27 protein-coding genes are annotated in these 25,355 nt (G+C 66.9%); 13 read left to right on the forward strand and 14 right to left on the reverse strand.

The window, feature by feature from the left end; genetic code table 11:
• Nucleotides 1-92 precede the first annotated feature (92 nt).
• The gene (gene gatB / locus V7672_RS14865; RefSeq protein ID WP_335625349.1) at nt 93-1,598 is read right to left on the reverse strand and encodes an Asp-tRNA(Asn)/Glu-tRNA(Gln) amidotransferase subunit GatB; all 1,506 of its coding nucleotides are present in this window, start codon (nt 1,596-1,598) and stop codon (nt 93-95) included.
• A 127-nt stretch (nt 1,599-1,725) separates the two neighbouring features.
• On the opposite strand from gatB, the gene V7672_RS14870 reads away from it, so the two are divergent.
• A complete protein-coding gene (locus V7672_RS14870) occupies nt 1,726-2,049 on the forward strand; it encodes a hypothetical protein (protein ID WP_335625350.1) in 324 nt (107 codons plus the stop codon).
• A 234-nt stretch (nt 2,050-2,283) separates the two neighbouring features.
• Here the strand turns inward: V7672_RS14870 and V7672_RS14875 are convergent, their stop codons facing one another.
• From V7672_RS14875 to V7672_RS14890, 4 genes are all read right to left on the reverse strand, one after another.
• Nucleotides 2,284-2,523: a hypothetical protein gene (locus tag V7672_RS14875; protein WP_335625351.1), complete on the reverse strand. Its 240-nt coding sequence runs from the start codon at nt 2,521-2,523 to the stop codon at nt 2,284-2,286.
• A gap of 98 nt (nt 2,524-2,621) precedes the next feature.
• Nucleotides 2,622-4,100, reverse strand: a complete 1,479-nt coding sequence (gene gatA / locus V7672_RS14880; RefSeq protein WP_335625352.1) for an Asp-tRNA(Asn)/Glu-tRNA(Gln) amidotransferase subunit GatA — start codon at nt 4,098-4,100, stop codon at nt 2,622-2,624.
• 1 nt (nt 4,101) lies between these two features.
• Nucleotides 4,102-4,389: an Asp-tRNA(Asn)/Glu-tRNA(Gln) amidotransferase subunit GatC gene (gatC, locus tag V7672_RS14885; protein ID WP_123286599.1), complete on the reverse strand. Its 288-nt coding sequence runs from the start codon at nt 4,387-4,389 to the stop codon at nt 4,102-4,104.
• Nucleotides 4,390-4,483: 94 nt separating this feature from the next.
• The gene (locus tag V7672_RS14890; RefSeq protein WP_335625353.1) at nt 4,484-5,047 is read right to left on the reverse strand and encodes a hypothetical protein; all 564 of its coding nucleotides are present in this window, start codon (nt 5,045-5,047) and stop codon (nt 4,484-4,486) included.
• 71 nt (nt 5,048-5,118) lie between these two features.
• Here V7672_RS14890 and ruvX point away from each other — a divergent pair, with 71 nt between their 5' ends.
• From ruvX to dprA, 5 genes are read left to right on the forward strand one after another with little or no spacing between them, the layout of a single operon-like run.
• Nucleotides 5,119-5,583 (forward strand): Holliday junction resolvase RuvX, encoded by a 465-nt coding sequence (gene ruvX, locus V7672_RS14895; protein ID WP_335625354.1) that lies wholly within the window; start codon nt 5,119-5,121, stop codon nt 5,581-5,583.
• 51 nt (nt 5,584-5,634) lie between these two features.
• A complete protein-coding gene (locus V7672_RS14900; RefSeq protein ID WP_335625355.1) occupies nt 5,635-6,621 on the forward strand; it encodes an aspartate carbamoyltransferase catalytic subunit in 987 nt (328 codons plus the stop codon).
• The gene (gene pyrC, locus V7672_RS14905) at nt 6,618-7,904 is read left to right on the forward strand and encodes a dihydroorotase (protein ID WP_335625356.1); all 1,287 of its coding nucleotides are present in this window, start codon (nt 6,618-6,620) and stop codon (nt 7,902-7,904) included. The genes V7672_RS14900 and pyrC overlap by 4 nt, the downstream gene beginning before the upstream one ends.
• A 60-nt stretch (nt 7,905-7,964) precedes the next feature.
• Entirely contained in the window at nt 7,965-8,603 is a 639-nt protein-coding gene (plsY, locus tag V7672_RS14910; RefSeq protein ID WP_335625357.1) for a glycerol-3-phosphate 1-O-acyltransferase PlsY, read from the forward strand.
• Entirely contained in the window at nt 8,603-9,685 is a 1,083-nt protein-coding gene (dprA, locus tag V7672_RS14915; RefSeq protein WP_335625358.1) for a DNA-processing protein DprA, read from the forward strand. Before plsY ends, dprA begins: the two co-directional genes overlap by 1 nt.
• Here the strand turns inward: dprA and V7672_RS14920 are convergent.
• Nucleotides 9,633-9,896, reverse strand: coding sequence for a hypothetical protein (locus tag V7672_RS14920; protein WP_335625359.1), 264 nt, complete (start codon nt 9,894-9,896; stop codon nt 9,633-9,635). The two genes, dprA and V7672_RS14920, sit on opposite strands and share 53 nt — an antisense overlap.
• Nucleotides 9,897-10,070: 174 nt before the next feature.
• Here V7672_RS14920 and topA point away from each other — a divergent pair, with 174 nt between their 5' ends.
• Nucleotides 10,071-12,692, forward strand: coding sequence for a type I DNA topoisomerase (gene topA, locus V7672_RS14925; RefSeq protein WP_335625360.1), 2,622 nt, complete (start codon nt 10,071-10,073; stop codon nt 12,690-12,692).
• On the opposite strand, the gene V7672_RS14930 is transcribed toward topA, so the two are convergent.
• The gene (locus tag V7672_RS14930) at nt 12,679-13,518 is read right to left on the reverse strand and encodes an NAD(P)H-hydrate dehydratase (protein WP_335625361.1); all 840 of its coding nucleotides are present in this window, start codon (nt 13,516-13,518) and stop codon (nt 12,679-12,681) included. The genes topA and V7672_RS14930 overlap by 14 nt on opposite strands.
• A 127-nt stretch (nt 13,519-13,645) precedes the next feature.
• On the opposite strand from V7672_RS14930, the gene V7672_RS14935 reads away from it, so the two are divergent.
• A complete protein-coding gene (locus tag V7672_RS14935; RefSeq protein WP_322260019.1) occupies nt 13,646-13,984 on the forward strand; it encodes a P-II family nitrogen regulator in 339 nt (112 codons plus the stop codon).
• 69 nt (nt 13,985-14,053) lie between these two features.
• Entirely contained in the window at nt 14,054-15,460 is a 1,407-nt protein-coding gene (glnA, locus tag V7672_RS14940) for a type I glutamate--ammonia ligase (RefSeq protein WP_335625362.1), read from the forward strand.
• 69 nt (nt 15,461-15,529) lie between these two features.
• Here the strand turns inward: glnA and V7672_RS14945 are convergent, their stop codons facing one another.
• From V7672_RS14945 to V7672_RS14960, 4 genes are read right to left on the reverse strand one after another with little or no spacing between them, the layout of a single operon-like run.
• Nucleotides 15,530-15,778 carry a hypothetical protein gene (locus V7672_RS14945; RefSeq protein ID WP_335625363.1) on the reverse strand — a complete coding sequence of 83 codons (249 nt, stop codon included), beginning with the start codon at nt 15,776-15,778 and terminating at the stop codon, nt 15,530-15,532.
• Between the two features lie 59 nt (nt 15,779-15,837).
• Nucleotides 15,838-16,725, reverse strand: a complete 888-nt coding sequence (gene tatC / locus V7672_RS14950; protein WP_335625364.1) for a twin-arginine translocase subunit TatC — start codon at nt 16,723-16,725, stop codon at nt 15,838-15,840.
• Complete coding sequence (tatB, locus tag V7672_RS14955) at nt 16,722-17,222, reverse strand: Sec-independent protein translocase protein TatB (RefSeq protein WP_442889576.1); 501 nt, start codon at nt 17,220-17,222, stop codon at nt 16,722-16,724. The genes tatC and tatB overlap by 4 nt, the downstream gene beginning before the upstream one ends.
• Before the next feature lie 29 nt (nt 17,223-17,251).
• Nucleotides 17,252-17,458, reverse strand: coding sequence for a twin-arginine translocase TatA/TatE family subunit (locus V7672_RS14960; protein ID WP_322258847.1), 207 nt, complete (start codon nt 17,456-17,458; stop codon nt 17,252-17,254).
• A 108-nt stretch (nt 17,459-17,566) separates the two neighbouring features.
• Between V7672_RS14960 and rnhA the strand changes: the two genes are divergently transcribed.
• Nucleotides 17,567-18,022, forward strand: a complete 456-nt coding sequence (gene rnhA / locus V7672_RS14965; protein WP_335625365.1) for a ribonuclease HI — start codon at nt 17,567-17,569, stop codon at nt 18,020-18,022.
• A gap of 209 nt (nt 18,023-18,231) precedes the next feature.
• Here the strand turns inward: rnhA and hutI are convergent, their stop codons facing one another.
• Both hutI and V7672_RS14975 read right to left on the reverse strand, forming a co-directional pair.
• Nucleotides 18,232-19,458: an imidazolonepropionase gene (gene hutI, locus V7672_RS14970; protein ID WP_335625366.1), complete on the reverse strand. Its 1,227-nt coding sequence runs from the start codon at nt 19,456-19,458 to the stop codon at nt 18,232-18,234.
• Nucleotides 19,455-20,348: an arginase family protein gene (locus V7672_RS14975; RefSeq protein ID WP_335625367.1), complete on the reverse strand. Its 894-nt coding sequence runs from the start codon at nt 20,346-20,348 to the stop codon at nt 19,455-19,457. Before V7672_RS14975 ends, hutI begins: the two co-directional genes overlap by 4 nt.
• A gap of 24 nt (nt 20,349-20,372) precedes the next feature.
• Between V7672_RS14975 and hutU the strand changes: the two genes are divergently transcribed.
• Genes hutU through hutH form a run of 3 tightly spaced genes read left to right on the forward strand, consistent with a single transcriptional unit; the run spans nt 20,373 to nt 24,472 of the window.
• The gene (hutU, locus tag V7672_RS14980; RefSeq protein WP_335625368.1) at nt 20,373-22,043 is read left to right on the forward strand and encodes a urocanate hydratase; all 1,671 of its coding nucleotides are present in this window, start codon (nt 20,373-20,375) and stop codon (nt 22,041-22,043) included.
• Nucleotides 22,044-22,076: 33 nt separating this feature from the next.
• Nucleotides 22,077-22,949 (forward strand): bile acid:sodium symporter family protein, encoded by an 873-nt coding sequence (locus V7672_RS14985; protein ID WP_335625369.1) that lies wholly within the window; start codon nt 22,077-22,079, stop codon nt 22,947-22,949.
• Nucleotides 22,946-24,472: a histidine ammonia-lyase gene (gene hutH / locus V7672_RS14990; protein ID WP_335625370.1), complete on the forward strand. Its 1,527-nt coding sequence runs from the start codon at nt 22,946-22,948 to the stop codon at nt 24,470-24,472. The genes V7672_RS14985 and hutH overlap by 4 nt, the downstream gene beginning before the upstream one ends.
• Here the strand turns inward: hutH and V7672_RS14995 are convergent.
• Nucleotides 24,469-25,227, reverse strand: a complete 759-nt coding sequence (locus tag V7672_RS14995) for a hypothetical protein (protein WP_335625371.1) — start codon at nt 25,225-25,227, stop codon at nt 24,469-24,471. The genes hutH and V7672_RS14995 overlap by 4 nt on opposite strands.
• Nucleotides 25,228-25,355 lie beyond the last annotated feature (128 nt).

The following is a 25,355-nucleotide window of genomic DNA, read 5'->3' on the forward strand; positions in this document are numbered from 1 at the left end:
AGTCCTGAATGACGAAGGGCCCGGAGATCGATCTCCGGGCCCTTTTCCATGGCGCTCAAGCAGCGAGCGACCGCGTCGCGAGCGTCAGCGCACTAGGCAATGCCCAGCTTGGCCTTCAGGATCTCGTTGACCGCAGCGGGGTTGGCCTTGCCGCCGGTGGCCTTCATGACCTGACCGACGAACCAGCCGAGGGCCTGCGGCTTTTCGGCGACGGCGGCGGCCTTGTCCGGGTTGGCGGCGATGATGTCGTCGATGGCCTTTTCGATGGCGCCGGTGTCGGTGACCTGTTTCAGGCCGTGTTTCTCGACGACCTCGGCGGGAGAGCCCTCGCCGTTCCAGACGTGGTCAAAGACCTCCTTGGCGATCTTGGACGAGATGACCCCCTCCTCGATCAGTTGCACCAACTCGGCGACATGGGCGGCCGGCACCGGGCTCTGGTCGAAATCCAGATGGTCAGCAGCCAGGCGCGCCGACAGTTCATTGGTGACCCAGTTGGCGACCAGCTTGGCATCGCGCCCCTTGGCGGCGGCCTCGAAATAGTCGGCCTTGGCCTGTTCCGAAATCAGCACGATGGCGTCGTATTGCGACAGGCCGTAGTCGGCCATCAGCCGCTTGCGCTTGGCGTCAGGCAGTTCCGGCAGGGACGCCTTGATGCTGTCGATCCAGGCCTGCTCGATCTCGAGCGGCAGCAGGTCGGGGTCCGGGAAGTAGCGGTAATCGTGCGCCTCTTCCTTGGAGCGCATCGAGCGCGTTTCGCCCTTCACCGGGTCAAACAGTCGGGTTTCCTGGGTGATCGAGCCACCGTCCTCGAGGATCTCGATCTGGCGGCGGGCCTCATACTGGATCGCTTGAGAGATGAAGCGGAAGCTGTTGACGTTCTTGATCTCGCAGCGCGTGCCCAGATGGCTAAAGTCGCCCGTCGCCTTGAAGGCGTCATAGCCCCCGGCGCGGCACACCGAGACGTTGACGTCGGCGCGCAGGTTGCCCTTCTCCATGTCGCCGTCGCAGGTGCCCAGATAGATCAGGATGGTCCGGATCTTCTTGACATAGGCGACCGCCTCTTCGGGCGTGCGCAGGTCCGGACGCGAGACGATCTCCATCAGGGCGGTGCCCGACCGGTTCAGGTCGACATAGCTCTCGGTCGGCGACAGGTCGTGGATCAGCTTGCCGGCGTCCTGCTCCAGGTGCAGGCGCTCGATGCCGACGTTGAAGAAGCTGCCGTCCTCGGCCTCGACCTCGACCACGCCCTCACCGACGATCGGGTGATACAGCTGGCTGATCTGATAGCCGGTGGGCAGGTCAGGATAGAAATAGTTCTTGCGGTCGAACTGACTGAATTTGTTGATCTGCGCATTCAGGCCCAGGCCCGTGCGCACGGCCTGTTCCACGCAGAATTTGTTGAGCGTCGGCAGCATGCCGGGAAAGCCCGCATCGACCAGCGAAACCTGTTCGTTCGGGCCGGCACCAAAGCCGACGGCGGCGCCCGAAAACAGCTTGGCCTTCGACGCCACCTGGGCGTGGATCTCCAGCCCCATGACGATTTCCCAGTCGCCCGTGCGGCCCTGGATCAGTTTGGTAGTGGTCGCGGTGTCAGTCATGCCCTGCTTCTAGGACGGTGTTTGCACGGGGTGAAGGTGTTTTCGCGGGCCGGGCGGGAATCCCGTCTTGAGCCTGTCGTGAAAACGGGGTTCTCTGGCTACGAGTTTAACCCCGGAGACGCCCACCATGTCCAAGCTCATTTCCGCCCTCGCCGCCGCCGCCCTCGCCACCGGCAGCCTCGCCGGCCTGACCGCCCCGGCCCACGCCACCGAAGCGGCCGTCGTGTCGGTGCGCGCCAATCCCACCGTCGACAGCCCGATCAAGGAGCTGCTGGCCGATCCGGACACCGCCGCTATCCTCGAAAAGCACCTGCCGGGCATCGGCTCTCACCCCGCCCTGCCCCAGTTCGAGGACATGACCCTGGCCGAGGTCATGCCCTATTCCGAGGGCGAAGTGACCGACGCGATTATCGCCGCCATCGACGCGGACATCAAAGCGCTGGAAGAGTAGTCCGGCCTCTACTCCGCTCATCCCCGCGGAAGCGGGGACCCAGCGTTTTGCCTGCGAGATCATCGATGTCCTGATCGGGCTTGATATATTTTTTGTAGGACTGGGTTCCCGCTTCCGCAGGAATGAGCGAGGGGATGATCTTCAAAGCCGAGTATCGTCGCCCGACCTGCGACGACTTTTCACCATTCGATTCGAGCCGAGATGGGTTTGAAATAGACGGGTCCTCGAACGTCTTTAGGAGCGCAAGTCCCGAATAAGAGCCTCGACAGCGCGCAGCTGAACAGGAGCGTTTTGCTGGGCATATTCTTCTCTCAGGACTTCAGCGAGTTCCAATATAACGGCTTTTCTCTTGCGATATGATTTGAGCTCATCAATCGCCAGCAGCTGTGCGCCCAATCCATACTGCTTCGGGGTGTTGTAAATTACTCGCTCCAAGTGCTCCACGCGTTCATTACGAAGGCGGATTTCGGTCAAGCGTGAGCTCTCAACATACCTGATGGCTGCCCACGCCAGTCCGGCCAACGGCACCACAAGCCCCGCCCAAGCCAGCCAATCCGAAATCGACACTGGAGTCACCACCACCGCTCCGGCTTCGCGACGAACCCTGCTGACTGTTCCAGCACATCTGCCACCTGGAAGACCGTCGCTTCGTCGAGCGCCTTGCCGATCACCTGAAGGCCCAGGGGCAGGCCGCCGCTGTCGACGCCGGCGGGCACCGAAATGCCGGGCAGGCCCGCGAGGTTGGCGGTAACGGTGAAGATGTCGTTCAGATACATCTGGATCGGGTCGATCTCCTTGTCCCCGAGGGCAAAGGCGGCCGAGGGGGTCGAGGGGGTCAGGATGGCGTCGACCTTGTCCCAGACGGCGTCGAAATCCTGGGCGATGCGGCGCCGAACCTTGAGCGCGCGGACGTAATAGGCGTCATAGAAGCCCGCCGACAGCACATAGGCGCCGATGGTCAGGCGGCGCTGGACCTCGGTGCCGAAGCCTTCGGCACGGCTGGTCTCGTAGAGGTCGGTCAGGGACTTGGCCTCGGTTGCGCGGTGGCCGAAGCGCATGCCGTCATAGCGGGCCAGGTTCGACGAGGCCTCGGCCGGGGCGATGATGTAATAGGCCGGCAGCGCATATTTGGTGTGCGGCAGGCTGATCTCGACGATCACGGCGCCCGCAGCCTTCAGCCACTCGACGCCCTTGTCCCACAGGGACTGGATCTCGGCGGGCATGCCGTCGACGACATATTCCTTCGGTACGCCGATGCGCAGGCCCTTCACGCCCTTGCCGAGGCTGGCGGTCCAGTCGGGGGTGTCGATGTCGAGGCTGGTGGAGTCCTTCGGATCGAACGAGCACATGGACCGCAGCAGGATGGCCGCGTCCTCGACCGTCTTCGTGATCGGCCCGGCCTGATCCAGCGAGGAGGCAAAGGCGACCATGCCGAACCGGCTGGCGCGGCCATAGGTGGGCTTGATGCCGACCGTGCCGGTAAAGGCGGCGGGCTGGCGGATCGAGCCGCCGGTGTCCGAGGCCGTGGCGGCCAGGCACAGGTCACCCGCAACCGCCGAGGCGGAACCGCCCGAGCTACCACCCGGCGTCAGCTCTGCGTTCGATGTCTTTGATTTCCACGGATTGCGGACGGGACCGAAGGCCGAGGTCTCGTTCGACGACCCCATCGCAAACTCGTCCATGTTGAGCTTGCCCAGCATGACCGCGCCGTCGGCCCAGAGGTTGGCCGTGACGGTCGATTCGTAGGGCGGGACAAAGCCCTTCAGCATGTTCGAGCCGGCAGTCGTCTGGACGCCGTCGGTGCAGAACAGATCCTTGATGCCGAGCGGCGCGCCTTCCAGCGCGCCACCCTCGCCCTTCGCCAGCCGGGCGTCGGAGGCGCGGGCCATGTCGAGGGCCTTGTCGGCCGTCTGGACGACATAGGCGTTCAGGGCCGGGTTGGCGGTCTCGATATTGGCCACAAAGGCACGGGCGATTTCCTCGGACGAGAAATCGCGGGCCTTGAGCCCGTCCAGCGCGGCCTTGAGGGTCAGTTTGGTCAGGTCGGACATGCTATTCGACCACCTTGGGCACGACGAAGAAGCCATCCGCCGACTTCGGAGCGTTGGAGAGCACCTCGGCGACCTTGTCGCCGTCGGTGACCACATCCTCGCGCAGGCGCAGCGGCTGGGCCACGTTCGAGGTCATGGGTTCGACACCGTCGACGTCGACCTCGTTCAGCTGCTCGATCCAGTCCAGGATGCCGCTCAGCTCGCGGGCCAGCGGCTCCAGCCGCTCTTCGGGGGTCTTGATACGGGCGAGATGCGCCACCTTGCGCACCGTCGCGGCGTCGATCGCCATTCCGGCCTCTCCACAACACGGGTGAACGGGCACGCGGCCCGACACGGCGGGATTAGCGGGACAGACCCGGTTTCACAAGGCGGCGGCGTACAGCCTAGCGCGCGGGCGTTACGGTCACCGTCTCGGGTACCGCCCCGTCCGGACCGGGGGTGAAGCTGAGGATGACGGCGGTCTGGCGGCTGCCGATCTCGCTGGTGGCCTGATCCATCACGCTTTCGCCGAGCCGCAGCTCGACACGCCCCGCCGAGACGGCCTGGATCTGGTAGTCCAGATAGTCGCCGATGCGGAACACCCGCCAGCCTTCGGCCGGGCTCTGGTAAAAGGCGACATAGGTATAGAGGCCGTTCATGGCCGGATCGCCGCCGGCAGTTCCGAACATCTTGGCGGTCAGATCACCCTGATCCGGCAGATAGTCGAGGGCGACCACGGCGGCGGCGGTCTGGAGCGCGTCGTCGGTCTCGGGTTGCAGAACGACGGCCTGACCGACCTCGACCAGGGCGCCGCCCGGGGTGGGCGCTGGCGGCGAGCCCGGCGCGACCGACGGGCGTTCGGCGGGCCCGGGGTTGTTGAACCCCTCCCACGCGGCCGACAGGCGATCACACCCGGCAAGCCCGCTGATCAGCAGCCCGCACGTGCCCGCAATCATGATCCGTTTCATACCCGTCCTCCCGTTTCCCGCGACCAGCTTCGGCCTTGCCAGCCCAAGCGGCAAGGCCTATCGCCTGCCGCGTGTCCGTCCATGCCCTGCCTGACCTCGCCGCCCACTGCCCGCCCGGCACCCCGTGGCTGGGTCTGGACCTCGGCAGCAAGACGATCGGGGTCGCGGCCTCGGACGCCACGCGCATGATCGCCTCGCCGTTCGAAGTGATCCGCCGGACGAAGTTCACCGACGACGCTCACGCACTGCTCCGGTTGATGGAAAGCCGCCGCGCGACGGCGCTGGTCATCGGCCTGCCGCTCAACATGGACGGGTCAGAGGGCCCGCGTGCCCAGTCCAGCCGCGCCTTTGCCCGCAATCTGGACCGCCTGCGGGATATTCCGGTCGCCTTCTGGGATGAGCGGCTGTCGACGACGGCTGTCGAGCGGTTTCTGATCGACGACATGGACATGAGCCGGGCACGGCGCGGTCAGGTGGTGGACCGCAATGCTGCCGCCTGGATCCTGCAGGGCGCGCTGGACAGTCTGCGCACCTGATCGCGGTTCGCGCTTCCGTTTTGTCGCACATGCGACTATAGCCGCCCGTCGATGGCTCGCCCTGACTCAGACCTTCTGACTGTCATTCAAGAACGGCTGAGGCCGTTTCCCCGCGACCATTTCCTGTCCGTCACAGATCTGAATGCCCAGACCGCGCGCGAGCTGCTGGATCTGGCCGACGGCTTTGTCGAGCTGAACCAGGGTTCGGCCAAGTCGCTGGACCTGATGGCCGGGCGCACGGTCGTGAACCTGTTCTTCGAGAATTCGACCCGCACCAGTGCGTCGTTCGAGATTGCGGCGCGACGGCTGGGCGCCGATGTCGTCAGCCTGAGCCCGCGTTCGTCGTCAGTGGCCAAGGGCGAGACCCTGATCGATACGGCGGCGACCCTGAATGCCATGAAGCCGGACATTCTGGTGGTGCGCCATTCGGCCTCGGGCGCCGCCGACCTGCTGTCCCAAAAGGTGGGCTGCGCCGTGGTCAATGCGGGGGACGGCCGGCACGAACATCCGACCCAGGCCCTGCTGGACCTGCTGACCCTGAAACGCGAGTTCGGCGACGTGGGTGGGCTGACGATCGCCATCTGTGGGGACGTGGCCCACAGTCGGGTGGCCCGTTCAAATGTGGCCCTGCTGTCGATGATGGGGGCCCGGGTGCGGCTGGTCGGGCCGCCGACGCTGGTGCCGGGCGATGCCGACCGCTGGGGCTGCGAGGTCTATCACGACATGCGTCAGGGGCTGGACGGCTGTGACGTCGTCATGATGCTGCGCCTGCAGCTGGAGCGGATGCAGGGGGCCCTGGTCCCGTCGACCCGTGAATACTACCGCTTCTGGGGGCTGGACCGCGAGAAACTGAAGGTCGCCGCGCCCGGCGTGCGGGTCATGCATCCCGGGCCCATGAACCGCGGCGTCGAGATCGACTCCGACATTGCCGACGATCCGGTGCTATCGCTGATCCAGACCCAGGTGGAAATGGGCGTCTCGGCGCGCATGGCCGTGCTGGCGGGGCTGTCCCTGCGGCGCGAGGAGGCCGGACTGTGAGCGCGTCGGTCTGGATCGTGAATGCCCGGCTGCTCGACCCCGAGAGCGGCTATGATGGCCCGGGCGCCGTGCGGATCGCGGATGGCCGGATCGCCGACGTGGTCCGCAGTGCCGCCTTTGTCCCGTCCGATGACGCGGAGACGATCAACGCGGGCGGCCTGTGCCTGTCGCCCGGCCTGATCGACATCCGGGTCAAGACCGGCGAACCGGGCGCCGAGCCCAAGGAGACCCTCAAGTCCGCCGCCCTGTCGGCGGCCGCCGGGGGCGTGACCACACTGGTGATCCAGCCGGACACCGCGCCGGCGGTCGATGACCCGGCCATGGTCGACTTTATCCAGCGGCGCGGTGCGGCGCTGGGGCTGGTCAACATCCTGACGGCTGGCGCAGCGACCCAGGGCTGCGAGGGCAAGCTGATGGCCGAGATCGGCCTGATGCAGGAGGCCGGCGCCCTCTATTTCACGGACGTCGACCAAGTCATCGCCGACAGCGGGACGCTGATGCGGGTCATGGCCTATGCCACGGCCTTCAACGCCCTGATCGCCTGTCGCCCCCACGATCCCTGGCTGTCAAAGGGCGCGGTGGCCACCTCGGGCGAACTGGCCACCCGGCTGGGCCTGTCGTCGGTGCCGGCCATCGCCGAGCGCATGCAGATGGAGCGCGATCTGGCATTGGTCGAACAGACCGGTGTGCGGTTCCTCGTCGACCAGATTTCCACAGCCGGCGCGCTGGAGACGCTGGACCGGGCCCGTCTGCGTGGGCTGGAGGTCGCCGCCAGTGTCTCGATCAACCACCTGCGCTTCAACGAGGTCGACATCGGCGACTATCGGACCTTTTACCGGCTGGACCCGCCGCTGCGCGACGAGAGCGACCGGCTGGCGCTGATCGAAGCCGTTCGGGACGGCCGGATTGACGTCATCACCTCGGCCCATTCGCCCGCGCCTGCCGAAGACAAGCGTCGGCCGTTTGCCGAAGCGGCACCCGGGGCTGTGGGCCTGCAGACCCTGCTTCCCGCCGCGCTGGGGCTCCATCACGAGGATGACCTGCCGCTGCTGGATGTTCTGAGGCCGCTTACGACCGGCCCGGCTGACCTGCTGGGACTGGCCGCCGGACGACTGGCCGAAGGCGCGCCCGCCGACCTGATCCTGTTCGACCCGGATGCCCCCGTGGTGATTGACGCCGACGCCCTGCGGTCGAAATCCAAGAACTCGCCCTTCGACAATCGCCGCCTTCAGGGACGGGTGGAGCGCACCTGGGTCGGCGGGCGGTCGATCTTCTCGACCTGACTTGCAGCCCCGCTTGCGAGGCCTCATCGTCTCCGCCTGAATTAAGGGAGACCGAATCAGGTGCAGGATCTGGCGGGAATCGCGGTGCTGACGCTGCTGGCCGCGGCGCTGGGCGGCTATCTGCTCGGCTCCATTCCGTTCGGGGTGCTCCTGACGCGCGCGGCGGGGGCCGGTGACGTCCGCAAGATCGGCTCGGGCAATATTGGCGCGACGAATGTCCTGCGCACCGGCCGCAAGGATCTGGCCCTGGCCACCCTGATCCTCGACGCCGGCAAGGGGGCCGTCGCCCTGCTGATCGCACGCGCCGTCACCGACAATGATGCGGTGGCGGCCCTTGCCGGGGGCGCCGCCTTCCTTGGCCATCTCTATCCCGTGTGGCTGGGCTTCAAGGGCGGCAAGGGTGTCGCCACCTTCTTTGGGCTGATGCTGGCCGCAGCCTGGCCGCTGGGGCTGGTTGCGGCGGCGGTCTGGCTGCTGACCGCTGCCGTGTTCCGGGTGTCGTCCCTTTCGGCCCTGGTCGCCACGCTGGTTACGCCGATCCTCGCCCTGATGCCCCTTGCTGTCCTGAACCTGCCGACCTCGAACAGTGTCTTCCTGCTGGCACTGGCGGCCATGGCGCTGATCTGGTTGCGGCACTTCGACAACATCATCCGGCTGATCAAGGGCAAGGAGCCCCGGATCGGTACGAAGTCGGCCTGATGGCCCCGGGGGCAGCCGAAAGGATTGCCCGGCTGCAACTGGCCCGCAGCGAGCGGATCGGCCCTGTCACCTTCGCCCAGCTGATCGCCCGATACGGCAGCGCGCAAGCGGCCCTCGTCGCCCTGCCCGGCGTCATCCGCAAGGCTGGCGGCGCCGCCTACACCGCCGCCCCCCGCGACCGGATCGAGGCAGAGATCGCCGCCGGCGAGGCCCTCGGCGCCAGACTGCTGGTCATCGGCGACGCCGACTATCCGGAGACACTTGCCGCGGTCGACCCGGCCCCGCCGGTTCTATGGGCGAGAGGCAGCCTCGATGCTCTTCAGACGGAGGCCGTGGCCATCGTCGGCGCGCGCATTGCCTCGGCCGGGGGCCAACGGATCGCCCGGGGGCTGGCATCGCAGCTCGGCGAGGCGGGAATGACCGTCGTCTCGGGCCTCGCCCGGGGGATCGATGCGGCCGCGCACTGGGGATCCCTGTCGACCGGCACGGTGGCCGTGCTGGGCGGCGGCGTCGACGACGTCTATCCCTCCGACAATCAGGATCTGTACGACCGGATCGTGGCCGAGGGCGGTATCCTGTCGGAGAGCCCGCCGGGCACCCGGGCCCAGGCCCGCGACTTTCCACGGCGCAACCGGATCATCTCGGGCCTGTCGCGCGGCGTGATCGTGGTCGAGGCCGAAATCCGCTCAGGCTCCCTGATCACCGCGCGGCTGGCCGCCGAACAGGGGCGCGAGGTGTTCGCCGTGCCGGGGTCGCCGCTGGATCCGCGGTCGCGGGGTCCCAATGCCCTGCTCAGGGACGGGGCAACCCTGTGCGAACGGGTCGAGGATGTGCTGGACGCGCTCGGCACCCTGCGGGCGGCGCGGATCAAGCCCCGTCCCCCGGCTCCCGTCGAGATTTCCGCCGATCTCGACAAGGCCACCCTCGGCGCGGTCGAAGCCCTGCTGTCGCCGACGCCGACGCCGCGCGACGATCTGGCACGCTCGCTGGGACTGCCGGTTGCCGTGGTTTCAGGCGCCCTGCTGGAGCTCAGCCTGGTTGGGCGTGCGCGCCTGTTGCCTGGTGGATTGGCGTCGCGGTGAGCCCCTCGTCGCGCGGGCCGGTCGCGAGCATCGCGGCCTGTTCCAGCACATTTGCCAGAACTTCGTCGCCGTCGCCCTCGGAGCGTGCAAGCTGGGCGAGTTGCCGCGCCATCGCGCTGATATACTCCCGGAAGGGATGGTCCGCCTGGACCCCAGCGCTGTCGTCGGTCGTTCGGGGAGCGGTGGCATGACGGGCGTCAGAGTTTTGCATGCATGTTCCTCGCTGGATGAACGACGCTACCTTAAAGCGCATTGACCGTATATATCAACCTTATCGCGTTTTGATGCCCGGCGATTGACATGGGGCGAGAGGCGAACCACGTTCCCCCGCCTTCTTCTCCGGCCCCGACCCTGGGCCCCTCCCCCCGAAAAGCGCCACGCCCGTATGAATCTCGTCATTGTCGAAAGCCCGGCCAAGGCCAAGACCATCAACAAATATCTGGGCTCCGACTTTGAGGTCCTGGCCTCTTACGGGCACGTTCGAGACCTGCCTTCCAAGGACGGCTCGGTGCTGCCCGACGAGGACTTCGCCATGTCGTGGGAGGTCGATGCCCGGGGGGCCAAGCGCCTGTCCGAGATCGCTGAAGCCGCCAAGCGCGCCGACCGCGTCATCCTGGCCACCGACCCCGACCGTGAGGGCGAGGCGATCAGCTGGCACGTGCTGGAGGTGCTGCAAAAGAAGAAGGCGCTGAAGGACACCCCGGTCGAACGGGTGACTTTCAACGCCATCACCAAGGCCGCTGTGCTGGAAGCCATGGCCAACCCGCGCCAGCTGGATATGGAACTGGTCGAGGCCTATCTGGCCCGCCGGGCGCTGGACTATCTGGTCGGCTTCACCCTGTCGCCGGTGCTGTGGCGCAAGCTGCCGGGCGCGCGCTCGGCCGGTCGGGTGCAGTCGGTGGCCCTGCGCATCGTCGTTGATCGCGAGCTGGAGATCGAACGCTTCAAGCCGCAGGAATACTGGTCGATCGAGGCCGATCTGACGGCCGACAGCCCGCCCTTCACCACCCGACTGGTCAAGCATGCTGGCAAGCGGGTGCAGCGGCTGGACATCAAGGACGAGGCAACCGCGACCGCAGCCCGCGCCGCCATTCAGGCCGGCCAGTTCACGATCCGCTCGATCGAGAAGAAGCCGGTCAAGCGCAACCCCTCGCCGCCCTTCACGACCTCGACCCTGCAGCAGGAGGCCTCGCGCAAGCTCGGCTTCACGGCGCAGCGGACCATGCAGGCGGCCCAGAAGCTGTACGAAGGCGTCGACGATACGGGCGGCCTGATCACCTATATGCGGACCGACGGCGTGTCGGTCAGCCCCGAGGGCATTGCCCAGGCTCGCGACGTGATCGCCGAGCGGTTCGGCCCTGCCTATGTCCCGTCCGAGCCGCGCTACTACAAGGTCAAGGCCAAGAACGCCCAGGAAGCGCACGAGGCCATCCGCCCGACCAATATCGCGCGCCATCCGGACTCGGTGCGTCTCGATGACGATCTGCGGCGGCTGTATGAACTGATCTGGAAGCGCATGGTCGCCAGCCAGATGGAGGCGGCCCGCATGGACCGCACGACGGTAGAGATCGAGGAGCCGTCGGGCCAGACCGGCCTGCGCGCCACGGGCCAGGTCGTCACCTTCGACGGCTTTATCGCCGCCTATGAAGAAGGGCGTGACGACAAGCCCCGCGCCGGGTCGTCGGACGATGACGAGGATGACGCGACCCGCCTGCCCGCCCTCAAGGAAGGCGCGGCGGCCAGGGTCGAGGCCGTCCGCACGGACCAGCATTTCACAGAACCGCCCCCGCGCTATTCCGAAGCGACCCTGGTCAAGAAGCTGGAGGAACTGGGCATCGGGCGACCGTCCACCTATGCCTCGATCCTGACCACCCTGCGGGACCGCGAATATGTCCGCATGGACAAGAACCGCTTCTATCCCGAAGACAACGGGCGTCTGGTCACGGCGTTTCTGGAGCAGTTCTTCGGCCAGTGGGTCGAGTATGACTTTACCGCCGCGCTGGAAAACGAGCTGGACGAGGTCTCGGCCGGCCAGATGGACTGGAAGGCGCTGCTGCGCGAGTTCTGGGCCAAGCTGAAGCCCGCGACCGCCGTTGTGCTGGAGCGTCAGGGCGTCATCGACGAGCTGGACTCGGTGATCGGCCCCTTCCTGTTCCCCGAAAAGGACGACGGGACCGACCCGCGCCTCTGCCCTCTGTGCAAGTCCGGGCGGCTGCACCTGAAGGCCAGCTTCAAGATGAAGTCCTCCTTCATCGGCTGCTCGAACTATCCGGAGTGCCGCTACACGCGGGGATTCGGCGCCGGAGCCAATGCCGCAGGGTCGGCAGACGGCGGCGACCGTGAGCTGGGGCTCGACCCGGATACGGGCCAGCCGGTGCAGCTGAAAATCGGGCGCTTCGGCCCCTATGTCGAAACCACCCCGCCCGAGGCCGAAAAGCCGAAGCGGTCTTCCCTGCCCAAGGGGTGGAGTCCGGCGACGTTGACGCTGGAACAGGCGCTGACCCTGCTGGCCTTGCCGCGTCAGGTCGGGGCACACCCCGAGGACGGCAAGCCGATCACGGCCGGGCTGGGCCGCTATGGCCCCTTCGTCCTGCACGACGGCGTCTATGCCAATCTGCCGGACATCGAGGAGGTGTTCGAGGTCGGACTGAACCGCGCGGTTTCCCTGCTGGCCGAGAAGAAGGCCTCGCGCGGGGCCCGGGGTCAGACGGCACCGCTCAAGGAGTTGGGCGCCCATCCCGAGAGCGGTGACCCGATCCAGGTCATGGCCGGGCGGTTTGGCCCCTATGTCAAATGCGGCAAGATCAACGCCACCCTGCCCAAGGGAACGGCGCCCGAAGACCTGACGCTGGAGGCGGCCCTCGAACTGATCGCAGCCAAGGCGGCAGCGGGCGGCAAGGGCAAGAAGGCTCCCGCCAAGAAAGCAGCGGCCAAGAAGGCTCCGGCGAAAAAGGCGGCGACCAAGAAGGCCCCGGCGAAGGCGAAGGCCAAGCCTAAGACGGCCTGAGGTCTTCCGGGGCCAGTCGGGCCAGCACTCCGGGGATGAGGTCCGGCAGATCCTCGGCGATCAGGCCGGGGCCAAACCCGCGGGCGGCCTCGGCGTGAATCCAGGCTGCGGCGCGGGCGGCGTCGAAGCTGTCCATGTGCTGGGCCGCGAGGCCACCGATCATCCCCGCCAGCACATCGCCTGTGCCCGCCGTCGCCAGCCACGGCGTGCCGTTCGGATTGACGGCAACCCGGCCGTCGGGTGCCGCAATGACGGTCTCATGGCCCTTCAGCAGGACGACGGCATCCGCGCGCACCGCGGCCTGGGCGGCCGCTTCGGCTGGCGGAAGCTCGGCCAGGTCCGGAAACAGTCGCGCGAACTCGCCCCGGTGCGGCGTCAGCACATCATCGCGATCCAGCGAGGCGAACAGATCGTCAGGGTGACTTTCGAAGACGCTGAGCGCATCGGCGTCGACGACGAGCACGGCACCGGTTCTGGCCAGCGCATGCAGATTACTGACGGTCTCCTCGCCCAGCCCGGCAGCCGGGCCGATCACCACGGCATCCGCCTCCCTCAGACGGTGGCCCAGATCGTCGGCGCCGTCGAACGGCTCGACCATCACTGCCTCCAGTGACGTCGCAAGGACGGGAATTGCGGCGGACGTTGCCATGACCCTGACCAGTCCGGCACCGATCCGCAGCCCCGCCCGCGCCGCCAGACGGGCCGCCCCGGTGCGATGGGCAGGCCCCGAAATCACGGCCAGCCGCCCGCGCGCGTGTTTATGGGTCCCGGCTCCCGGCCAAGGCAGGCGGGTTCTCCAGTCTCCGGATTCAGGTGGGACGGTCATGACGCCTCCGTTCACGGATGATGATAATTATCAAAAGGGCCTTGCCTTATTGTGCAATGCAATGTCCCATTGCGTTCCGAGTGCACTGACCAATTCCGGGCCAATTCCGGGTCGCCTCGGGGACGCCATGAAAAAGATCGAAGCCGTCATCAAGCCGTTCAAGCTGGATGAAGTCAAAGAGGCCCTGCAGGACGTCGGGGTCCAGGGTATGACCGTCCTGGAGGCCAAAGGCTATGGCCGCCAGAAGGGGCATTCCGAACTGTATCGTGGCGCCGAGTACGTCATCGACTTCCTGCCCAAGATCAAGATCGAGGTGGTCGTCAGCGACGACCTGGCCCCCGCTGTGATCGAGGCGATCCAGACGTCGGCGCGTACGGGCAAGATCGGCGACGGCAAGATCTTCGTCTCGGACATCGTCGACGTCATCCGCATCCGCACCGGCGAAACTGGTGCCCAGGCCGTCTGACCCATTCACCGACCGTCCGTTGCGGACGGTTTCCCTGCCTTCCTCCCCCAGCCACAGGATACGAAATCCATGAGCGTCAAGGCCATCCTTCAGGACATCAAGGACAAGGACGTCAAATACGTCGACCTTCGCTTTACCGACACCAAGGGCCGACTTCAGCATGTGACCTTTGATATCGACCTGGTCGATGACGAGTTCCTCGAGGAAGGCACGATGTTTGACGGTTCGTCGATCGCGGGCTGGAAGGCGATCAATGAGTCCGACATGCTGCTCAAGCCGGACCTCGACACCGCCTATATCGACCCCTTCTACCAGCACACCACCCTGTTCCTGTTCTGCGATGTGCTGAACCCCGACACCAACGAGCCCTACAACCGCGACAGCCGCTCGATGGCCAAGAAGGCGCTGGCCTTCGTCCAGTCGGCCGGCGTGGGCGACAAGGTGTTCTTCGGCCCCGAGGCCGAGTTCTTCATCTTCGACGATGTCCGCTGGTCCACCCAGGCCCACGACACCGGCTATGCCTATGACTCGCTGGAGCTGCCGGCCAATACGGGCTCGGAATACACCGAAGGCAATATGGGCCACCGCCCGGGGCCCAAGGGCGGCTACTTCCCCGTCAATCCGGTCGACTCCGGCCAGGACCTGCGCGCCGAAATGCTGTCGGTGATGAAGGACATGGGCCTGAACCCCGAGAAGCACCACCACGAAGTGGCGCCCGCCCAGCACGAACTGGGCCTGAAGTTCGCCGAGCTGGTCACCATGGCCGACCGGCTGCAGCTGTACAAATACGTCATCCACAACGTCGCCGCCGCCTATGGCAAGTCGGCCACCTTCATGGCCAAGCCCATGTTCGGCGACAATGGTTCGGGCATGCACGTGCACCAGTCGATCTGGAAGGACGGCAAACCCCAGTTCGCCGGCGACAAATACGCCGGCCTGTCGGACATGTGCCTGTGGTACATCGGCGGCATCATCAAGCACGCCAAGGCCATCAACGCCTTCGCCAACTCGACCACCAACAGCTACAAGCGCCTGGTCCCCGGCTATGAAGCGCCGGTCAAGTTGGCCTATTCGGCCCGCAACCGCTCAGCCTCGATCCGTATTCCGTGGGTCAGCTCGCCGAAGGCCAAGCGTATCGAAGCCCGCTTCCCCGATCCGATGGGCAACCCCTATCTGACCTTCACGGCCCTGCTGATGGCCGGTCTGGACGGCATCGAGAACCGCATCGATCCGGGCGCCCCGGCCGACAAGAACCTCTACGATCTGCCGCCCGAAGAGCGCGGCAACATCCCCGAGGTCTGCGGCAGCCTGCGCGAGGCCCTCGAGGCGCTCGACAAGGACCGGGCCTTCCTCAAGAAGGGCGGCGTGATGGATGACGACTTCATCGACAGCTACATCGAGCTGAAGATGGAAGAGGTGATGCGCCTGCAACTGCACCCGCACCCCGTCGAATTCGACATGTACTACAGCTGCTAATCGGCAGTTTGAGTTGACGACGGCCCCGGTGAGCGATCACCGGGGCCGTTTTCAATTCTCTCGCCGGGATCAGCGGTTGGTCGTTTCGACCTCGATGCCGTTCTCGTCGGCCCGGACAGTAGTCGAGTCACCGGTTTCGCGTTCGACGACGACCGGCGGCGGGGTTTCGGTCTCGACCGGTACGGGGACGACCGTTTCCTTCTCGACAACCGTATGGGTCTCGGTGGTCGGCTCGGCCTCCTGCTCAGCGGGGGTGCAGGCGACGGCGCCGGCAACCAGGGCAGTCGAGGCCAGGACAGTCAGTGTAAGGCGGGACATGAGTGTCTCCTGTCGTGATAGGTCAGGACAGAACGGCGCCGCTTGTCTCCGGTTCCGCCTCAGACCGCGACGCCGTCCTCGATGTCGCGCTTGCGACGGCGCATCTCGATCAGCCGCACGCACCAGATCGAGACCTCATAGAGCAGCACCAGCGGGATCCCCAGCATGATCTGGCTGATCGGGTCGGGCGGAGTCACGAAGGCCGCGACCACGGCGATGGCGACGATCGCGTATTTGCGACCCTTGGCAAGCGCTTTGGAGCTGACGATGCCCGCCATGCCGAGCAGGGTCATGACCACCGGCAGCTGGAAGCACAGCCCGAACGCCAGCAACAGGGCCATCACAAGGTTCAGATAGTCGGACACCTTGGGCAGGAGTTCGGCCGAGATGCCGCCGCCGGTCACCTGCTGGCCGAGCGAGAACAGCATCACGAACGGCAGCATGACGTAATAGACCATCGCCGCACCGACCAGGAACAGCAGCGGGGCAGCGACCAGGAAGGGCAGGAAGGCCCCCTTCTCGTTGCGGTAAAGGCCGGGCGCCACGAACCGGTAGATCTGCCAGGCCAGCACCGGGAAGGTGACCAGCACGGCGCCAAACGCCGCCAGCTTCATCTTGGTAATCAGGAATTCCAGCGGCGCCGTGAAGATCAGGTTCACGGTCTCGCCATCGCCCCGGGGCACCGGGATCAGCCCGGCCGTACCCAGGATCAGGTCGAAGGGCGACACATTGCCCCCGGGGCCGGCCGCCTCGCGGAACTGGGCCGCGACAGCAAAGGGCTGGACCAGGAAGACATAAATCGGGTCGGCGACGATGAAACAGCCGATGAAGCCGACCACAAAGGCCACAACACAGACCACCAGCCGCCCGCGTAACTCGATCAGATGATCCATCAGGGGGGCGCGGGACGACTCGATTTCGTCCTCGTCGCGGTCGGAGCGGCTCACAGGTCCACCGCCTTCTTGCGGGCGACCTTGGGCCGGGCCGTCGTGGTCGTCTTCGTGGCGGGAGGTTTGGCCGCCTTCGCGCGAGGCTTGCGGACGGCCTTGGGCTTGCTGGCGGGCTCGGGCGCCTTCGCTTCAGGCTCCGGCAGGGCTTCGGGCTTCGCGTCCGGAACCGGCGTCACCACGGGCGGTGGGACGGCCAGCGGTTCTTTCAGGCTCTTGTCGATGTCGCGAAAGGCCTCTTCGGCCTCGGCGCCCAGCGGCACGGCCTGGGCATTGCGCAGGGCCTCGACCTCCTTGCGGAGTTCGTCGAGCTCCGCCTGGCGGGCCATTTCGTCAAAGCTGGAGCGGAACTCCGAGGCCATGGCCCGCGCGCGCGCCAGGAACTGGCCCACCTTGCGCATCATCAAGGGCAGGTCTTTAGGCCCGACCACGATCAGGGCCAGCAAACCGATTACAAGGATTTCCAGCCCGCCAATGCCGGGACCCAGACCACCCATGGATCACACGCTTCCGTTCTGAAGGACGATCAGCGCTTCAGGTCTTCTTTTTCAGCCTCGGTGCGGGGCAGAACGCTCTCGCCCGTCGACTTGTCGTCCTCACCCTTCAGGCCTTCACGGAAGGCGCGGATGCCCTTGGCGGCGTCGCCCATCAGGCCCGAAATCTTGCCGCGTCCCCCGAACAGCAGGAGGGCCAGAACGGCGATGATAAGAATTTGCCAGATGCCGGGCTGCATGATTCCACGTCTCAACACGAAGGGCGGCGGGATTGCCGATGATCTTTGATCACACCCCATATAGGCCTTGTGATGGCCACGCGCCAAGCGATCCTGTAGTGCGCCGCCATGGCTGCTGAACTTTCTCACGTGATCATCCACACCGACGGCGCCTGCAAGGGCAATCCCGGTCCGGGGGGCTGGGGCGCGATTCTGCAAACGGGCGGCGGGCATGAGCGGGAGCTGAAGGGCGGCGAGCGCGACACGACCAACAACCGCATGGAGCTGACCGCGGCCATCATGGCGCTGGAGGCGCTGAACCGCCCCTGCCGCGTCGATCTTCACACCGACAGTCGCTACGTCATGGACGGAATCACCAAATGGATCAGCGCGTGGAAGTCACGCGGCTGGAAGACCGCCGACAAGAAGCCCGTCAAGAACGAGGACCTGTGGCGCCGCCTGGACGAGGCCCGCGCCCGGCATCAGGTGAAGTGGCACTGGGTCAAGGGCCACGCCGGTCACGAACTGAACGAACGCGCCGATACCCTCGCCAACGAGGGCATCGACAGCTTGCGCGGTCGTTAGGCGGGCTGTGTCAGACGACAAGGCTCCAGACAACCAGCCCCGTCTGAAGCGACGTCATCACGACCAGCAGGATCGTCAGCCCAGTTTCCCCCCGGTCCGCGCCGAGCCTTCCCCGGGGCGCTGAGGCCGTCGCCGGTGGGGCCTTCGACTGGCTGATCTGCTCTTGCACGGCATCGCTCCTTCGAGCGCACCATAACGCGAATCAATCTCTAATTGTAATCAAAAGACGAATATCGAACGCCCCCATACCTCCGGTAGAGGAGCGGCTTGCCGAGCCAGTAGGACAGTTCGGCGGGGCGGGTTACGTCCCAGACGGCCAGATCGGCGGCCTTGCCGGCCTCCAGCGTACCGACCTGATCGGCGAGGCCGAGGGCCTGGGCGGCATGGCGGGTCGCGCCGGCCAGGGCTTCTTCCGGCGTGAGACGGAACTTCATGCAGGCCAGCGCCATGGAAAGCGTCATTGAGGCCAGCGGTGAGGTGCCGGGATTGCAGTCGGTGGCCACGGCCATGGCCACGCCCACGTCGCGGAAGGCCTGCACCGGCGGCAGTTGCGTCTCGTCCAGCATGACAAAGGCGCCGGGCAGCAGGACGGCCACGACCCCGGCCTCGGCCATGGCCTGAACGCCCTCGTCCGAAATATATTCGACATGGTCGGCCGACAGGGCCTGGTGGCGGGCGGCGAGCGCCGCCCCTCCCCCATCGCCCAGCTGGTCGGCGTGCAGCTTGACCGGCAGGTCGAGTTGGCGCGCCTTGTCGAACAGGCGGGCGACCTCCTCCCCGGTGAAGGCGATGGGTTCCAGATAGGCGTCGACCGCATCGACCAGACCCTCGGCATGGGCGGCGGGCAGGACCTGATCGACCATCAGATCGACATAGGCCGCGCGGCGGTCGGCAAACTCGGGCGGAATGGCGTGCAGGCCGAGGAAGGTGGTGCGGACCCGGACCCCGCCGGCCTGTTCCAGCCCCCGCGCGACGCGCAGCATGCGCAACTCGCTGTCGGCATCGAGGCCATAGCCGGACTTGATCTCGACGGTGGTAACGCCGCTGTCGGTCAGGGCCTTCAGCCGGTCCAGTGCCCGTCCGGTCAGGGTTGCGTCGCTGGCCTCACGGGTGGCGCGGACGGTGGAGGCAATGCCGCCCCCCTCCCGCGCGATCTGTGTATAGGGCACACCGGTCAGGCGGCGCTCGTACTCGCCCGAGCGGTCGCCGCCGAACACCAGATGGGTGTGACAGTCGATCAGGCCGGGCGTGACCCAGCGGCCGTCCAGCCGGTCGGTGTGTGCGGCCTCATGCTCCGGCAGGTCGACGCGGGGCCCGACCCAGACGATCTTGCCGTCGCGGATCAGGATCGCGCCGTCCTCGACCGCCCCATAGGGTTCGCCACGCGGGACCATGGTGGCGAGGCGACAGTCGGTGATCAGCCGGTCGACTTTCATCGGCCCTCGAACCCGGCCAGCAGCTCGCAGAACCAGCGGCCCACGGTGAGCGAGCCCAGATCACCGACCTCGAGCGAGGGGTCGTATTCGGTCAAATCCACGGCCCGCACCTTTGGATGCGACCCGATCACCCGGGTGGCCTCGAAGAAGGCGTGGACGCCCACCCCGCCGGGGCGTGCGCCGGGGCTGGCGGGCCACTGGCTGCGGTCGATGACGTCGATGTCGACGTCGACATAGATGCGGTCGGCGCGCGCGCTGAGCCGCTCCAGTTCCTCGGCCACGACGGCGGCAAAGCCCGTCCGGTGGCATTCGCCTGCGGTGCGCACCGAAATGCCGGCGGCCGTCGCCTTGTCGTGGGCCTTCTTCGTATTGGCGAAGGGGGCGAGGCCTACCTGGCTGATGAGGCTGCCATCCATGCCATCGTCGAGCAGGGCCTGGACCGGATTGCCGTTGGTCAGCCCCTGATCGGTATCGCGCAGGTCGAAATGGGCATCAAGGGTCAGAAGCGCCGTACCCTCCAGGCCCAGGCCGTGCAGTCCGGGGCGGGTGACGGCGTTGTTGCCGCCGATGAGGACGGTCAGGCGCCGGCTGGACTGGGCCGCGACCGCATCGCGCAAGGGCTGGAAGGCGGCGTCGGGGGCGAGCGCCTTGAGCGCCACATCACCCGCGTCGTGCACCCGCGTCTCCAGCAACTGGCCCGTCTCGACGTCATAGGTCGAAAAGCGCGGCAGGACGGCGCGGAAGGCGCGCGGTCCCAGGTCGCACCGGCCGGGCGTCAGCGAGCGCTCATTGAGGGGGGCGCCGATCAAGGCCACCGCCGCGTCGGGGTGATCGCCGATCAGGTCGGCCACCGACCGCCAGCCCAAAGCCTCTGAGTCTTCCATCGTCATGGAGGGGAACGTAGAGACGGGGCCATGACGACTCAACCGATCTCGAACACCCGCATCATTCGCAGCCCGCGCGGTCCGGAAAAGACCGCCGCCACCTGGGCCGCCGAAGCCGCCAAACGCATGCTGATGAACAACCTCGACCCTGAGGTGGCCGAGCGTCCGCAGGATCTGGTGGTCTATGGCGGCATCGGCAAGGCGGCGCGCGACTGGGCCGCCTTCGACAAGATCGTCGAGACCCTGGACGCCCTGGCCCCGGACGAAACCCTGCTGGTGCAGTCGGGCAAGCCGGTCGGCGTGTTCCGCACCCACGCCGATGCGCCACGCGTGCTGATCGCCAACTCGAACCTGGTGCCGAAATGGGCGACCTGGGAGCATTTTGACGAGCTCGATCGCAAGGGCCTGATGATGTACGGCCAGATGACGGCCGGATCGTGGATCTACATCGGCACCCAGGGCATCGTTCAGGGCACCTATGAGACCTTCATGGAGGCGGGCCGTCAGCACTATGGCGGGGACTGGTCCGGAAAGTGGATCCTCACGGCTGGCCTGGGCGGTATGGGCGGGGCCCAGCCACTGGCGGCGACCATGGCGGGAGCGTCCTGCCTCGCCGTCGAATGTCAGGCCAGCCGGATCGAGATGCGGCTCAAGACCCGCTACCTCGACGTCATGGCCGAGGATCTGGACGACGCCCTGGCGAAGATCGAGGCGGCCAAGGCGTCGGGCAAGCCTGTGTCGGTCGGCCTGCTGGCCAATGCGGCGGATGTGCTGCCCGAACTGGTGCGGCGCGGGGTGCGGCCGGATCTGGTCACCGACCAGACCAGCGCCCACGATCTGGTCAACGGCTATCTGCCGAAGGGCTGGACGGTGGCCGAGTGGGAAGACCGCCGCCAGTCCGATCCGGAGGCGGTCCGGACCGCTGCGAAAGCCTCCATCGTCGACCACGTGAAGGCCATGCTGGACTTCCAGCGAATGGGAATCCCGACCACCGACTACGGCAACAACATCCGGCAGGTGGCGCTGGATGAAGGGGTCGAGGACGCCTTTGCCTTCCCCGGCTTTGTGCCCGCCTACATCCGCCCGCTGTTCTGTCGCGGCATCGGCCCGTTCCGCTGGGCGGCGCTGTCGGGCGATCCGGAGGACATCTTCAAGACCGACCGGGCGATGAAGCGGCTGTTCCCGGACAATTCCGGCCTGCACCGCTGGCTGGACATGGCGGGCGAGCGGATCGCCTTTCAGGGCCTGCCGGCCCGCATCTGCTGGATCGGACTGGGCGACCGGCACCGGGCGGGGCTGATGTTCAACGAGATGGTGGCTTCGGGAGAGCTCAAGGCCCCGGTCGTGATCGGCCGCGACCATCTGGACTCCGGCTCGGTCGCCAGCCCCAACCGCGAGACCGAGGCCATGATGGACGGCTCGGACGCCGTGTCCGACTGGCCGCTGCTGAACGCCCTGCTGAACACGGCCTCGGGCGCCAGCTGGGTGTCGCTGCACCACGGCGGCGGGGTCGGCATGGGCTATTCCCAGCACTCGGGCGTGGTGATCGTCGCCGACGGCACGCGGGAAGCGGCGAAGCGGCTGGAGCGCGTGCTGTGGAACGACCCGGCCACGGGCGTCATGCGCCACGCCGATGCGGGGTATGAGATCGCAAAAGATGCCGCCCGCGAGCAGGGCCTGAACCTGCCGAGCCTGAGCTGACCTGACCCCACGACCTTCGCCTGAGGACCCCGCATGGAATTCGCCGCCGTCGCCCTGCCGATCGCCCTCGGGATCATCATGTTCGGCCTCGGGCTGGACCTGACGCCCGCCGACTTTGCCCGCGTGGCGAAACAGCCCAGGGCCGCAGCGGTCGCCCTCGCCTGTCAGCTGTTCCTGCTGCCGGCGATCTGCTTTGCGCTTGTGCTGCTGTTCCGGCTGCCGCCGATCCTCGCGGTGGGGATGATGCTGCTGGCGGCCTCGCCCGGCGGGACGACCGCCAACCTCTACAGCCACCTGTTCCGGGGCGATGTGGCGCTGAACATCTCGCTGACCGCGATCAACTCCGTCATCGCCGTCGTCACCCTGCCGATCCTCACCAACCTGGCCATTGCCTGGTTCCAGCCGGGTGACCTCAGCGTCGGACTGCAGTTCCGCAAGACGCTGGAGGTGTTCCTGATCGTCCTCGTTCCGGTGGCGCTGGGGATGACCGTGCGCAGGCTGAACCCCGGGTTCGCTTCGGCCATGGACAAGCCCGTCCGCATCGCCTCGGTGGCCATACTGGTGCTGGTCATTGCCGGATCGGTGGCGAGCAGTTTCGACCTGCTGGCTGCCAATTTCCTGCTGCTGGGCGGTATCTCGGCCGTCTTCTGTGTGCTCAGCCTGACGGTCGGCTATGTCGTGCCGCGCCTGATGAAGATCGAGAAGCCCCGGGCGGTGGCCAGCGCCTTTGAGGTCGGGATTCACAACGCGACCCTCGCCATCGTCATCGCCCAGGGCGTGCTGGAGCGGCCCGATATGTCCCTGCCGGCGGCCGTCTACGGTGTGCTGATGTTCCCGATCGCGGCCCTGTTCGGTCTCTGGGTGAGTCGACGCAATCCCGTGCGGGAGGCTAAGGGGAGCGCATGACCCTGACCCTCGGACACTCCCCCCTGACCCTGGCCCAGCTTCGTGCCGTGCTGGACGGCCCTGTGCATCTGTCGCTGACCGACACCGCATGGAACGCCGTCGACCGGGGGGCCGCCACCGTGGCCGCCATCGTGGCCGAGGGACGCACGGTCTATGGCGTGAATACCGGGTTCGGCCTGCTGGCCAACACCTCGATCAGGTCGGAGGATCTGGAGACGCTGCAGCGCAATCTGGTGCTGAGCCACGCCTGCGGCGTCGGGCCGGATCTGGAAGACCGGGTCGTGCGGCTGATGATGGTGCTGAAGGTCGCCAGCCTGTCGCGGGGGGCCTCGGGCATCCGGCGCGAGACGCTGGAGATGCTGATCGCCCTGCTGGACGCCGAGGTGCTGCCGTGCGTGCCGTCCAAGGGATCGGTCGGGGCGTCCGGGGACCTGGCGCCGCTGGCCCATATGAGCTGCCTGTTGCTGGGGGTCGGCGAGGCCCGGGTGAAGGGCGAGCGGATGGCCGCGACCGAGGCGCTGGCGACGGCCGGACTCGCGCCCCTGACTCTGGGGCCCAAGGAAGGTCTGGCCCTGCTGAACGGGACCCAGTGTTCGACGGCTCTGGCGCTGACCGGCCTGTTTGCGACCGAGGACGCCTTTGCCGCCGCCCTGGTGGCCGGGGCCATGTCGGTCGACGCGCTGAAGGGGTCGGATGCGCCGTTCGATGCCCGCATCCACGCCCTGCGCGGCCAGCCCGGACAGATCGCGGTGGCCGAGACCCTGCGCGACCTGATGGCGGGATCGGCGATCCGGGACAGCCACCGGACGGACTGCTCCAAGGTGCAGGACCCCTATTCGCTGCGCTGCCAGCCGCAGGTCATGGGCGCGATCCTCGACCTGATGCGGTCCTCGGCGACGACGCTGGAGCGCGAGGCCAATGCCGTGACCGACAATCCGCTGGTGTTCGTCGAGGAGGGCGACGTCATTTCGGGCGGAAACTTCCACGCCGAGCCGGTGGCCTTTGCCGCCGACCAGCTGGCCATGGCGCTGTGCGAGATCGGCAATCTGTCGGAGCGGCGGACGTCGATTCTGGTCGACCCGAAGATGAGCGGCCTGCCCGCCTTTCTGGTGCGCGAGTCGGGCCTGAACTCGGGCTTCATGATCGCCCAGGTGACGGCGGCGGCGCTGGTCGCCGAGAACCGCATGGTGGCCCACCCGGCCAGTGTCGACACCGTACCGACCAGCGCCAATCAGGAGGACCATGTGTCGATGGCGACGCATGGGGCCCGGCGCCTGCTCGACATGGCGCAGAACACGGCGACCGTGGTCGGGATCGAGCTGCTGGCCGGAGCCCAGGGCCTCGATTTCCACCGTCCGCTCACATCATCGGCGGCGCTGGAACGGGCCTGGGCCCTCGTGCGCGAGGCCGCGCCGGAATATGCGTCCGACCACTATTTCGCGCCGGACATTGCGCGGGCGACCGACGGGGTGACCGCCGGCCGCTATCGCGACTTTGTGCCGGGCCTGTTGCCCTCGGCCTAGAGGCCCGAAGCGCCGAGGCAGGCGGCGCGGGTGGGTACTGGCGGCAGTTCGGTCAGGGCGTCCGGGTCCGTAAGCAGCCCCGCTGCCAGCCCGGCGACCTCGTTGCCCACCTCGTCCGATGACTTGCCGATAGCCGCGCCGGACTCTTCGGCGTTGGTGATGAGGACGTAGTTGTCCGCCAGGACCTTTTGCAGTTCCGCATCGCTCAGTTCGCCCTGCATCAGCTCCATCATGCCGATCGTGCCGAACGCGGAGCAGGTCATGTCGAACTCATAGCGGTCCTCGGGATCGCGAGGGCGTTCCAGGTTCGGGATGTGGGCCGTCGAGGTGGTCGTCCCGCGCTCCGTCACGATCAAGCGGTAGGCACCGCTCTCGCCGGCCGCATAGCTGTTGGCGAGAATGAAATAGTCGCCGCCCGAGGAGGTGAAGATCAGGCGCGAATTGGTGTTGTCCTCGCTGACGTCGTCATTGGTCTGCTCCACCGGAGGCTGGCAGGCCCGGCCCGGCCCCATGCCGATGAAGGTGTCGAATTCGGTGGACGTGAGATCGATGGCATAGGACTGCCCGGCCCGGGTCGAGACGATGTAGCAGTCATAATTGCTGCCATCGACCTCCATGACCGGGTCGCTGGCGCTCAGCGTGCCCCTGACAGGCTCGCCGAGGCGGATCGCCGTCTGGGCCGAGGCTGCGCCGGCAAGCGCTGAGGCGGCCAGCAAGGTGGCCAGGCCGGTTGAAATCAGGGTTCCGATACGCATGAGGGTCGCTCCCGCCCGGGCGCCCCGCGCGCCCGTCCTGACGCAAGCCTAGCCAAAGTCAGCGTGACTGTAACTGACGAGCCCTGACGACGTCAGAACCCGCGTCTGAATGCCCCGGCGAACACAGA

The sequence above is a fragment of the Brevundimonas sp. genome, assembly GCF_036963785.1.
Lineage (GTDB): Bacteria > Pseudomonadota > Alphaproteobacteria > Caulobacterales > Caulobacteraceae > Brevundimonas.